General features: G+C 56.4%; 12 protein-coding genes. 6 read left to right on the forward strand and 6 right to left on the reverse strand.

The features are described from left to right. Positions 1-208 precede the first annotated feature (208 nt). Both ACKXF9_RS02585 and ACKXF9_RS02590 read right to left on the reverse strand, forming a co-directional pair. On the reverse strand, positions 209-490 hold the full coding sequence (locus ACKXF9_RS02585; protein ID WP_418265209.1) for a helix-turn-helix domain-containing protein: 282 nt from the start codon (positions 488-490) through the stop codon (positions 209-211). After that, on the reverse strand, positions 487-846 hold the full coding sequence (locus tag ACKXF9_RS02590) for a type II toxin-antitoxin system RelE/ParE family toxin (RefSeq protein WP_294647998.1): 360 nt from the start codon (positions 844-846) through the stop codon (positions 487-489). Before ACKXF9_RS02590 ends, ACKXF9_RS02585 begins: the two co-directional genes overlap by 4 nt. A 286-nt stretch (positions 847-1,132) precedes the next feature. Here ACKXF9_RS02590 and ACKXF9_RS02595 point away from each other — a divergent pair, with 286 nt between their 5' ends. The 4 genes from ACKXF9_RS02595 (at position 1,133) to ACKXF9_RS02610 (ending at position 5,902) form a co-directional block, all read left to right on the forward strand. Continuing rightward, positions 1,133-1,258 (forward strand): hypothetical protein, encoded by a 126-nt coding sequence (locus ACKXF9_RS02595; protein WP_418265210.1) that lies wholly within the window; start codon positions 1,133-1,135, stop codon positions 1,256-1,258. 409 nt (positions 1,259-1,667) lie between these two features. Further along, positions 1,668-3,245 carry a magnesium transporter gene (gene mgtE, locus ACKXF9_RS02600; RefSeq protein ID WP_348584159.1) on the forward strand — a complete coding sequence of 526 codons (1,578 nt, stop codon included), beginning with the start codon at positions 1,668-1,670 and terminating at the stop codon, positions 3,243-3,245. A gap of 729 nt (positions 3,246-3,974) precedes the next feature. Continuing rightward, on the forward strand, positions 3,975-4,619 hold the full coding sequence (locus ACKXF9_RS02605; protein WP_418265211.1) for a rhomboid family intramembrane serine protease: 645 nt from the start codon (positions 3,975-3,977) through the stop codon (positions 4,617-4,619). A gap of 317 nt (positions 4,620-4,936) precedes the next feature. Continuing rightward, complete coding sequence (locus tag ACKXF9_RS02610; protein ID WP_249237657.1) at positions 4,937-5,902, forward strand: hypothetical protein; 966 nt, start codon at positions 4,937-4,939, stop codon at positions 5,900-5,902. Between the two features lie 51 nt (positions 5,903-5,953). Here ACKXF9_RS02610 and ACKXF9_RS02615 read toward each other — a convergent pair whose 3' ends face one another. Beyond that, complete coding sequence (locus ACKXF9_RS02615; protein ID WP_418265212.1) at positions 5,954-6,553, reverse strand: twin-arginine translocation signal domain-containing protein; 600 nt, start codon at positions 6,551-6,553, stop codon at positions 5,954-5,956. 431 nt (positions 6,554-6,984) lie between these two features. Then, the gene (locus tag ACKXF9_RS02620) at positions 6,985-7,503 is read right to left on the reverse strand and encodes a gamma carbonic anhydrase family protein (protein WP_418265213.1); all 519 of its coding nucleotides are present in this window, start codon (positions 7,501-7,503) and stop codon (positions 6,985-6,987) included. A 153-nt stretch (positions 7,504-7,656) separates the two neighbouring features. Here ACKXF9_RS02620 and ACKXF9_RS02625 point away from each other — a divergent pair, with 153 nt between their 5' ends. Continuing rightward, complete coding sequence (locus tag ACKXF9_RS02625; protein ID WP_418265214.1) at positions 7,657-8,940, forward strand: D-alanyl-D-alanine carboxypeptidase family protein; 1,284 nt, start codon at positions 7,657-7,659, stop codon at positions 8,938-8,940. Between the two features lie 297 nt (positions 8,941-9,237). On the opposite strand, the gene ACKXF9_RS02630 is transcribed toward ACKXF9_RS02625, so the two are convergent. Continuing rightward, complete coding sequence (locus tag ACKXF9_RS02630; RefSeq protein WP_339394463.1) at positions 9,238-9,591, reverse strand: PqqD family protein; 354 nt, start codon at positions 9,589-9,591, stop codon at positions 9,238-9,240. Next, the gene (locus tag ACKXF9_RS02635; protein ID WP_418265215.1) at positions 9,591-11,480 is read right to left on the reverse strand and encodes an OPT family oligopeptide transporter; all 1,890 of its coding nucleotides are present in this window, start codon (positions 11,478-11,480) and stop codon (positions 9,591-9,593) included. The genes ACKXF9_RS02630 and ACKXF9_RS02635 overlap by 1 nt, the downstream gene beginning before the upstream one ends. Before the next feature lie 135 nt (positions 11,481-11,615). Here ACKXF9_RS02635 and ACKXF9_RS02640 point away from each other — a divergent pair, with 135 nt between their 5' ends. Continuing rightward, positions 11,616-11,804 (forward strand): hypothetical protein, encoded by a 189-nt coding sequence (locus ACKXF9_RS02640; protein ID WP_418265216.1) that lies wholly within the window; start codon positions 11,616-11,618, stop codon positions 11,802-11,804. Positions 11,805-11,911 lie beyond the last annotated feature (107 nt).

The raw sequence follows: 11,911 nt of genomic DNA on the forward strand, positions 1-11,911 counted from the left end.
TAAGGTCTGCGTTGCAGATACCTTGCTCCGCCTGCTGCATAAGACCTGCTTTGCAGGGATCTTGCCGCAGTAAAAACGAGCTTCGTTTTAGCGCCCCGCTCACCGCAAGGTGACCGGGGCGTATTTTTTGTATAAACTCTTTCCGTAAAAATACGAAGCCCGGAACATCTGCGGATGTTCCGGGCTTTGCGTTTTTGGTGAATAAAAATTATTTATTCGATACAAATTCAATTCTGATATTCATCCCCATACCAGCCGCAAGGCGCTGCAGGGTGCGCAGAGAAGGGTTTGCGTTTCCCCGTTCCAACTTGCTGATATCGGCCTGTGCAATGCCGGTGCGCTCTGAAAGCTGTTTCTGGGTCAGACCGCTTTCCTTCCGGGCATCGATCATGGCCTGTGCAATGGTAAGCTCCGGCTGAAGAGTATCCCATTCGGCCTTAAAAGAAGGCCGCTGTAATTGTTCATTCAAATAATTCCGAAAATCACTCATGAGGAACTCTCCTTTCGATAAAAATAGTCCGCACGATACTTTTGCGCCAGTGCAATTTCCTCCGGCGGTGTTTTCTGCGTCTTTTTGACAAAGCCATTTGTCAGGATGATCTGATGCCCGACCACAAAGAAATATAAAATGCGTGTAATATTGCTGCTTTGCTTGGCACGCAATTCAAAAATGCCGTCTCCCAATGATTTGGAATAAGGTTCCCGCAGTTGTGTGCCATTGGCTTCCAATAGGGAGATCGTGCCCAAAAGCTTTGCCAGCATTTTGTCGTCCAGCGTATCCAGAAAATCACGAACCGGGCAGCTGCCGTCTGCCTTATAATAAAAATTCACTTCAAAAGCAGACATTTTCGGCATCCTTTCCGTTTGGTGGTATCCTATGATTATAATATAGGATAAAACAAATATTGTCAAGAAGATTTTCTATCACAAAATCTTCCAAAAGATACCATTTCCTTTTTACAGTTTCTTCATAGCTTCTTAACGAATTGAATTGTGAAAGCTGTTATACTTTTGCCATGGGAAGCGGGGCCGCAACCGTTTCCCGTGTAACATGATTCCTCCTCACACCAAGGCAATATCCAAACAAAACACCCTTTTTCGTGCGCCGCAACACGGAAGAGGGTGTTTTGTTTTGGCAAAAAACGATCTTCCGATGCCGCCGCAGTGCTTTGGAATTCTCAGCGGTAATTTTTATCCTTGCGGTTCGGCAAAGGCTGCGGGCTTTGCCGGACTGCCTTTTCACGCGAAAGAAAAATAAGATCTGTGCTTTTATAAAATAAAATTCCTGTAAATCCGTGGTTTAGGGTTGACCCCGTTTTTTGGCGGCGCTATAATAAAAATGAATATGAAAACTTGGAGGTGAACGCAGGAAAATGGACCCGGATCATAGTCGAAGTAGAACCACCGGCGCGGTGGATCAGAAAACAAAAACAACTGCGTTTCCCCCAACCGTTCGCCTCCTTCGCTGAGTGCTGCGGAAAAGCACCGCTTCAACGGTGTATCTTTCCGCAAAACAGAGCAGAGGAAGGCGCGGCTTTGTGTGCGCAGAATGCGGCGTTTGCGGCATTCCGGCAGGCAAGGCGGCGCGTTTTTTTGTTTCCCGATCTGCTGCGTCCTCCGGATACAGGAGCTGCTCCTGTGCCGTAAAAACTGAGGAGGAACGCCCAATGGATATGGAAGAAAAGAAGCTGACGGTTGATGCTGCGGAGCAGGCGCTGCCGGTGCAGGAGCTGCCTGCCGATATCCCTGCCGAAGTCCGTCAGAAGCTGGCCGAGGACCTGAACGATGAAGCTACCGAGGACCTCAAGCAGGATATGCGTGAGGCCGAGAAAGAGGAAGCCAACGACGAAGAGGTCAAGGCCAACCCCGAAATGCTGACCAAGAGCCGCCTGCTCAAGCTGCTCATCAAGAAGCAGTACGTCAAGCTGCGCGAAGTGACCGAGGAAGAGCAGCCTGCCGACCTTGCCGAGCTGCTGGAAGAGCTGGACGAGAACAACCGCCTTGTGGTGTTCCGTCTGCTGAAAAAGGAAGTGGCCACCGAAGCCTTTGCCTATATGTCCGACGAGGCCCGCGATGATCTGGTAAACGCCTTTTCGGACGTGGAGCTGGTGAGCGCCATCGAGGAAATGAGTCTGGACGATGCCGCCGACCTGCTGGAGGATATGCCGGCAGGCGTGGTGAAGCGGGTGCTGGAGAAATCCTCCAAGCAGACTCGTGAGAGCCTGAACAAGCTGCTGAACTACCCCGAAAGCTCTGCCGGCAGCCTGATGACCCCGGAGTATGTCCGCCTGCGGGAGGATATGACCGTGGAGCAGGCCTTTGATGCCATCCGCAAGCAGGGCGAAAACGCAGAGACCGTGTACACCTGCTACGTGGTGGAGCGCAACCGCCTGAAGGGCGTTGTCTCTGCCCGCAGCCTGCTGCTTTCGGACAGGAACATTCCCGTTTCCGAGATCATGGACGACAACGTGGTGGCGGTGAAGGTCACGGACGATCAGGAGTACGTGGCCCGTGAGATGCAGCGCTACGACTTTACCGCAATGCCCGTTCTGGACAACGAGGGCATGTTCGTGGGCATCATCACCATCGACGATGCAATCGACGTCCTGACCGATGAGAGCACCGAGGATATGCAGAAGATGGCCGCCATTCTGCCGGACGACGATGCCACCACCTACTTTGGCACCAGCGTCTGGACCCACGCAAAGCAGCGCATCCCATGGCTGCTGATCCTGATGCTTTCCGCCACCTTTACCGGCATGGTCACCACCCACTATGAGGAAGCCTTTACCGCGCTGCCTCTGCTGGTCTCCTTCATGCCCATGCTGATGGATACCGCCGGCAACTGCGGCAACCAGATCAGCACCCTGATGGTGCGCGGTCTGGCTCTGGGCGAGGTGGAGCCCAGCGACTTTGTGCGGGTGCTGGGCAAGGAGCTGCGGGTGTCGGCCATCGTGGGCGCGGTGCTGGGCATCGTGAACGGCCTGCGCATCTACCTGATGTACACCTTCCTCTTCCCCGGCCAGTACGGCAACGTGATGGGCTATGCCATCGTGGTCAGCGTGTCGCTGTTCTTCAGCGTCATTCTGGCAAAGCTGGTGGGCGGTATGCTGCCGCTGGCCGCAAAGAAGCTGGGTGCAGACCCGGCCATCATGGCTACCCCCTTCATTACCACCATCGTGGACGCCTGCAGCCTGATCCTGTATTTCCAGATCGCACAGCTGGTATTCCACAATATGATGTAAATAATAGAGCAATGCCGGACGGTCTTGAAGTGACTGCCCGGCATTTTTTATGGGACGAACCCTCTCAGTCATCGCTGCGCGATGCCAGCTCCCCCGAAGGGGGAGCTTTTAAGCATCTGACGGTTTACAGCAAATAAGCTCCCCCTTCGGGGGAGCTGTCGCCGCAGGCGACTGAGAGGGTTCAGCCGGGATAAAAACAGTGTGGAAAACTGCAATTTTCCCCGCCTTTTCCACACGGAAAAACGGCAGCGGCCCGGTGTTGAAAACTTGGGGCCAGCCATTCCAGATTGGAGAAAAATAAATCGCCGCTCAGGAACGGTTTGTAGAATGCAAAGAAAATCCTTCGACTTTCTTTTTTATAAAAGGTAGAATGCCTGCATTTTCATCCAAAACTTTCCAGAAAGCGGCTGCCTGAATTACGGTGCGTATAGGGCTGATCCCTTTTTATTGTTGAAAACCCAGTGGAAAAAGTGGAAAACATCACGGAAAACCCGACCTTTTCTTCACAAAAGCGGTTGAAAACCCAGTGGAAAAAGTGAAAAGTTCATTCCAGACCGGAAATTACATACAATTTTCGGTTGTGTTTTAGCATCCGGAGAGCGGCGGGAAAGCTGTATTTCCGGGCTTTGGGGGCAGAGGTTTTCAACAGTGTTGAATGCCCCGGCCAATCATGGTACAATAACAGCAGTAAGCTGCGGCAAAACATTTCCGAATTAAGGGAGGCACCCTATGAACAATTGGCTGAACCGGCTGGAGCGCAGATATGGGCGTTTCGGCATCCCGAACCTGACCAACATTCTGGTGGGAGGGCAGATCCTTGTACTGGCCATCGAGCTGTTTGTGAACCAAACCATCAGCGTCTGGCTGTCCCTCAGCAGATATCTTCTGTTGAGCGGCCAGATCTGGCGCATCATCACCTTTGTGTTCATCCCCTCTTATGGCGGCAGCATCCTCAGCGCGGTGCTGGGCATCTACTTTACCTGGTTCATCGGCACGGCGCTGGAACGGGAGTGGGGCGATTTCCGCTATACGGTCTATTTGTTGTCCGGGATGCTGGGCACCGTGCTGGCCTGCCTGCTCACCGGCGTCAGCGGCAGCACCTACTGCCTGTCCCTTTCGCTGCTGCTGGCCTTTGCCATGCTGTACCCGGAGGTACAGGTGCTGTTGTTCTTTGTGATCCCTGTCCGGGTGAAGTATTTTGGCTTTTTTGCGGCAGCACTGTGGGTGCTGAGCTTTTTGGGCGCACCGCTGCCCCAGAAGCTGAGCCTGCTGCTCAGCATGGCGAATGTCTGGCTGTTCTTTGGCCCCATGGGCTACCGCGCCATCCGTGCATGGGTCCGCCGGGAGCAGTGGAAGCGGAAAAACAGGAGGTAAGAACCCCCGCAAGCATCCTAACCCTCTCAGTCATCGCTGCGCGATGCCAGCTCCCCCGAGGGGGGGGGAGCTTATTTGCTGCAAACCGTCAGATGTTTAAAAGCTCCCCCTTCGGGGGAGCTGTCACCGAAGGTGACTGAGAGGGTTCGTCCCTTGCGGCAGCTGCCGTTTTCCTCCACGACCCCACCTGTGAAAATGCAGCCCCGGAACGCCCGCAGGCGTTCCGGGGCTGCAGATCAAAAATAATTTTTCCGCTGAAGATGCCCAGAGCAGCGCGGAGGGCATTTCAAATCGTCTTACAAAAGGAGGGCACCCCCATGATGCTGGACCGCATGGAAGGCAACGCAGAACTGAAAAGCAGCGTACAGCTGATGCTGGCAGCCCGCCGCCTGACCCACAGCGTGCTGCTGGTGGGCGAAGAGGGCCTTGGGGCCGGTTTTGCGGCCCGCTGCATCGCGGCCGATTATCTTTACCCTGCCGGCGGAGCGCCCGCTGAGGCCCTTCTGCGGGGCGAATGCTGCCGTGCGGTGGCGAAGGCCGGCAAGCGCGACAGCGGTCAGGTGGAGACCGGCATCGTGCGCGAGGCGATCTCGGTCACCGGCATGGGCGCGGGCGGCCGGTATCTGGTGGGTCAGGTCACGGCCATGCGCAGCGAGATCTTCAACACCAGCCTTTCGGCCGAGGGCCGCGCGGTGCTGCTCTACCATGTGGAAAAGATGAACGAGGAATCCGCCAACGCACTGCTGAAGGTGATGGAAGAGCCGCCGGAAGGGGTGCTGTTCCTGCTCACAGCCGATTCGCTGGCAGGCGTGCTGCCCACCATCCGCAGCCGCTGCATCAGTTTTGCAGTGGCACCGGTCCCGCCGGAGCAGTGCGCCCGCTACTGCGCCGCACAGGGGGTGGACAAAAAGACCGCCGCGCTGTACAGTGAGCTGTTCGACGGGCACATCGGCACGGTGCTTGCAGCGGCACAGGACGAAGCCCGCACGGCGCAGGTGGAAAAGGCGCTGCAGCTGGCAAAGACCGCCGCCGACCGTGACAGCTATGCCGCCGCCGTGCTGCTGGCTCCGTATGAGAAGGACAAAGCCGGTGCCGCTGCCCTGCTGACGGACTTCCGTGCGGTGGCAGCAGCGGGCCTGCGGCAAAGCCCCCACGCACCGGTGCAGGGCGATGCCGCCCGGCGTGCCCTGCGGCTGGCAGATGCCGCCATCCAGCGTCTGGGCGCACAGGTGAACCCCAAGATCGTGCTCAGCGTGTTTGCGGCAAAGTTCAGAGCGTTGTAAACAAAAACTCCCCTGAAAGGCTTTTTATGGCATTTCAGGGGAGTTTTGCTGTCAGGAAACGGTAGAGGAAGGGTCGTTGATCAGGCCGTTAAAAGTAAAGGCGGCCGTTTGATTATTAAGTTTACCCAGCGTGATGGTTATAGTTCCTCTATAAAATCTATCGAAGAAAGAGGTAGTGACAGGGCCGATGTCGATGAAAAGAATAACAGTTTTGGACTGGCCTGCAGGAACGGTAAGAGACTGGTAGAATACATAGGCTGTTTTGCTGCTGTTCAGACCTTTATATCCAAGACCACATACCTTACCAGTGCCGCCATCGGTATGGCGGAAAGCAAAGTTGCTGGTGTTGACGGTAACAGAACTGTTGCCGCTGGAATTATCCAGTTTGAAGCCGGTGTAGAAATAGTTGTGACGGGTATCAGATTCATAGATGGAGCTGGAAGTCCACTGCCCGCTCAAGGGGCCGATATCTGCGGTAAAAGAGCCAAAATTAGCAAAATCGGTATTATCGATGGAAGGAGCAACCAGATTATCCGGGGTGGAAGCATACGCTCCATCTCCGCAGCCTGCCAGCATGCCGCCTGCGGCAGCCGCCGCCATGGCAGTACCGGCGGCCTTTAAAAAGGTGCGGCGGGTGATGAGCTCAGACATAACGAAACCTCTCCTTTTCACGCAGGAAATCATAAAATACAAAAGCGGATAAAAACAAAGACTCCCCCCAGCGCTTGCGGTACACCGGAGGGAATCTCTGTTTGGGGTATTGCTTTGGTGTGAGGAGGAATCATGTGTAGAGACGCGGTTGCGGCCCCGCGTGCTCTACAATTGATAGTATACCCCATTTCCCTCAAAAAGTCATTGCTATTTTGTGAAAAAATCGAAAAAATAAAGCTTTTTTTTCGTAAAGAGATCAAAAGCGAAAAGTGCGCAGGCACGAAAGCTTTTTCGGATGGCCTCCAAAATGCCGATACAGGATTTCCCCCGCACCGGTCAGAGTTTCGCTGCGGCAGGGGTCCCGGACAGCCTGCTGAAGGGCTGCCCGATGCAAACGCTCTTTTTCAGCATAACACAGCAGACGCAAAAGGTCAATCCATTTTGCACTGTGCTGCGTGCACTCTGCCGTGCTCCACATAGTGGGCGGCGTTGTGCAGGTTGGCCTCGACCTGTGCGGGGCTCACCTTCTTGATGACCCTTGCGGGCACGCCCACGGCCACCGAGCCGTCCGGGATGACCATGCCCTCCGGCACCAGCGCACCCGCGCCGATGATGCAGTTTTTGCCCACGACACAGTGGTTGAGCAGGGTGGCGTGCATTCCGATGAGGCTGCCATCCCCTACCGTGCACCCGTGCACCAGCGCACTGTGGCCCACGGTGACGTTCCTGCCCAGCGTCACGGCCCCGCCCACATCGCAGTGCAGCACGGCGTTGTCCTGCACGTTGGAGTTCTCGCCGATGATAAGCTGGCCGTCGTCGCCGCGCAGCACTGCACCGTACCACACCGTGGAACCGGCTTTGAGGATCACATCGCCCTGCACGGTGGCGTTGGGCGCAACGAACACAGCCCCCTCGTTGCGGGGAGCTTTTCCACAAAAGGACAGAAACATTGTTAAAAACCGCCTTTCTCTCTTTCTCTTTTGGCTGGTTTATGGTATTCTTTAAAGTAGTATAGCAAGCCAGAGCCTTTCCGGCAAGTGGGAGCTGTTTCAAAACAAAAATTTTTGCCGTGCGTCGGCAAGCAGATACAAGGGGGCACGCTCATGTTCAAAAACACCATCTTCCGCCGCATGACGGCGCTGGTGCTCACGCTGGCACTGGCCGCTGCTGCTGCACTGCCGGGCCTTGCGGTATATCCCATGCCCATCCAGACCGCCAAGGAGACCGAGGCGGTGTACCTGTTCAACGCCGACACCGGCAAGACCATCCTGAACCAGAACGCCGGCCAGCAGCAGTATGTTGCCAGCCTGACCAAGCTCATGACGGCCCTGCTGCTGCTGGAAAGCGGCAAGGACCTGAACGGTGAAGTGACCGTGCCCACCGCGCTGACCCAGGAGTTCCGGGACATCCAGAACGCCAACGGCACCACCATGGGCCTGCGCATCGGCGAGACGGTGCGCCGCATCGACTTGCTGAACGCCATGCTCATCGTCAGCGCCAACGACGCCGCCAGCGTTATTGCCTACGATGTGGGCGGCAGCGTGCTGGATTTCGTCAAGCAGATGAACGCCCGTGCCCAGGAGCTGGGCTGCACCGGCACGAACTTTACCTGTGCCCACGGCCTGTTTGACTACGGCAACGTGTCCACCGCGCAGGATCTGGCAAAGATCGCCGCCGCCTGTGCGGCAAACCAGACCTTTGCACAGGTGGCGGGCACCGCCAGCTATGTGCTGCCGGCCACCAACCTCCGCAAGGCTGAGCACACCATCAGCAGCTCCAACAGCCTGATGAACAGCGAGAGCGCCAACTACCGGGAGTATGTCCGGTGGGTCAAGGGCGGCTTTACCACGCTGGCAGGCCGCTGCATCGTGGCCTTTGCGGAAAAGAACGGCCACACCTACGGGCTGGTGATCCTTGGCTGCGATACGCCGGACCACCTCTTTGCCGAGTGCGATGATCTGTTCGACTGGGCCTTTGAGAGCTTTGCGGATCGTCCGCTGGTGGACACCCAGACCGAGATCACCACCGTGGCGCTGACCAAGTGCCGCACCGAACCGACGGTGGCGCTGTATGCCGCTGCGCCGGTCAGCGGCTACGGCCACGCGGACGATATCGTTACCTACTCCTTCGACCTGCCGGAGAGCATTGCGGCCACCGTCAAGAGCGGCAGTGTGGTGGGTACAGCCACCGTGTATCTGGACGGCGATGAAGTGGGCACGGTGGACCTTGTGACCCACCGGGAGTACGTCTCCGACTTCCGCACCGACATGAAGGCCACGGTGCTTCTGCTGTGCGCACTGGTGCTCATCCTGTTTGCAATGATGGTGCTCACGCTCGCGGCCGGCGGCGGTTCGCTGAGCCTCAAAAAGAGAAGGCGCCGCAGATAAAGCACGGAAATCAATTTTCCGAATAAAGGCTTCCCCCGGTCGGGGGAAGCTGTCACCACAGGTGACTGATGAGGGCGCAGGACAACAGCATTTTGCGCTAAATACCCCTCATCCGGCGCTACGCGCCACCTGCTCCCCCTTTTGTCGCTATTCGACATTTTCCCCCGGTGCGGGGGAAATCTGTCCCCAAGGGGTGAAGGCTTTAGCTCCGGGACAAGCTTCAAAAAACAATAAAGAACCGCGAAAAAGCGGCGCTCAGTGCCTTGCAACAGGCTCTGAGCGCCGCTTCTTTTGCGTTTATTGGTTGAGGAACTTGATAAAGTGGTAAGATTCCACGATCTGGAAATACTTGATGATGCGCGGGTACAGGGGTTCGGCCTTTTCGCCGAACTGCTGCTTCATGCAGTCAGCAAGCTGTGCAACGGTCTTCTGGCCATCGATCAGCGGCCACAGGTAGCTGCCGGTCTCGTCCAGATGCACCTGTGTGGTGCGCGGTTTATGGAACACTTTTTGCGCGATCGTATTGAACACACCGGTGTTCTCCACCTCAAGGGTGATAAGGCCGGTGGCTTCATCTGTGTGCCAGCGCAGGGTCTCCGCCCGCTGCGGGATAAGATCCAGATAATTGATGGACTGCTTTTTCTTATTCATCAGTTCTTCTTTTTCTTCATGGAGAAGGCCAGCAGGCATGCGATCATCACGATCATCAGGACCACGCCGCCAATGTTGCCCAGATCAATGCTCAGGGCAGTGCTGATGCCGAACACGGCAAACACAGCCAGCAGGATGCCCACAAGGCCCTCGCCTGCGATCATACCGGCGCAGAACAGGGTGCCGCGGGTGGTCTGCTCTTCCTTGAGCTTCGCGTCAACATTCTTGCGGCTGTCCATGAACCAGCGCACAACACCGCCGATCATGATGGAGGTGTTCAGGTAGATGGGCAGGTACAGGCCGATGGCAAAGGGCATCACGGGGATGCGCAGGACCTCCAGAGCAATGGCAAGGAACACACCGGTGAACACCAGGTTCCAGGGCAGGTTGCCGCCCATGATGCCCTCGACGATCATCTTCATCAGGGTAGCCTGCGGTGCGGGGACCTCGGCACCGCCGTAGCCCCATGCGCTGTCCAGCAGGTACAGCACACCGCCGATGGCCAGACCGGCGGCAATAACGCCGATCAGCTCACCGATCTGCTGCTTGACCGGGGTCGCACCCAGCAGGTAGCCGGTCTTCAGGTCCTGAGAGGTATCCGCAGCAATGGCAGCGCAGATGCAGATGACAGAGGCGATGGCCATGGAGCCGATCATGCCCTCGATGCCAACGTTGCCGGTGGCCTTCAGGATCATGGTAGCGATCAGCAGGGTGGCAATGGTCATGCCGGAGACCGGGTTGTTGGAGCTGCCGATCATGCCGACCATACGTGCAGAGACGGTGGAGAAGAAGAAGCCGAAGATGACGATCAGCAGAGCACCCAGCGGGCTGACGGGGATGGCCGGAGCCAGCCAGATGATGAGGATGATGAGCAGGATGCCGCCCAGAATAAAGGGCATGGGCATGTCCTTATCGGTGCGGGAGGTGCCGGAAGCGCTGCCGCCCTTCATGCTCTTCATGGCGTCGCGGAAGGTGGATACGATCAGAGGCAGGCTCTTGATCAGCGAAATGATACCGCCGGTAGCAATGGCGCCTGCGCCGATATACTTGACGTAGTTGGACCAGATGGCGTCTGCACCGCCTGCTGCATACAGATCAGCAATGGTGGTGCCGGCTGCTGCCGGGTACAGGGAAATGTTTGCGCCGAACAGGCAGATCAGCGGGATAATGACCATCCAGCCTACCAGAGAACCGGTAAACATATAGGAAGCGGTCTTGGGGCCGACGATATAGCCCACGCCCAGCAGAGCGGGGTATACTTCCATGCCCAGAGCACCCTTGAAGGAGCTGAAGGCCATGGCAATGTCGGAGGGGATCATCTTCAGGCCATCGACGATGAACTTGAAGATGGCTGCCAGACCCATGCCGGAGAACACGGTGGAGGCGTTTGCACCGCCCTCTTCACCGGCCAGCAGAACGTCTGCACAGGCGGTGCCTTCCGGGTACAGCAGGGTAGCGTGTTCCTTGACGATCAGGGCGTTGCGCAGGGGCACCATGAACAGAACACCCAGAATGCCGCCGCACAGGGCGATCAGGGTGATCTCCAGGATGCTGGGCTTGTCGCACAGGCCCTCTTTTGCCCACAGGAACAGTGCGGGCATGGTGAAGATGGCACCGGCGGCCAGGCTCTCGCCTGCGGAACCGATGGTCTGCACCATGTTGCTCTCCAGAATGGAGTTCTTCTTGAGCAGGACGCGGATCACGCCCATAGAAATGACTGCTGCCGGGATGGAGGCAGAAACAGTCATGCCGACGCGCAGGCCCAGATAGGCATTTGCAGCGCCGAAGACCACAGACAGGATGATGCCCATGATCACAGAGGTCGCCGTCATTTCTGCGGTGATCTTTTCCGCAGGAATATACGGCTTGAAGGATTCTTGATCTTTCATGCTTGCACTCCTTGCGACAGCACAAGCGCCTTGCTTTTGGGGGGCAGGGCGCTTGTGCTGTCCGTTTTCCGATTTCCTAAACACGCGCATCCCATCCAAAAGGACGCGCTGGCACGTACTCTATTATACTAAAGTATGACTGAATTGGCAACTGGAAATGTACACAAGAAATTTACAAAAAATTCGTTTATTCAAGCATTTTGCGGGAAATTCGGGCAAAAGCGTGCAAAAAAATTCCATATGACTCCAAAACTGTACGCACATGGAGAACAGCTTTGCGGGAAAAGAATGCCTTTTAACAGCGTGCGTCTGTCCGGAGGATAGCAAAAAGCTCCCCGTTCCCCTGCTTTCTGTGGGGGCCTCGGCCAAAACCGGAAAAAACAAAGCCCCGGGTCTTTCCTCGACTGGACCAGCCGAGGAAAATTCCCGGG

This window comes from Faecalibacterium sp. 9, from assembly GCF_048320955.1.
In the GTDB taxonomy this organism is placed as follows: domain Bacteria; phylum Bacillota; class Clostridia; order Oscillospirales; family Ruminococcaceae; genus Faecalibacterium; species Faecalibacterium wellingii.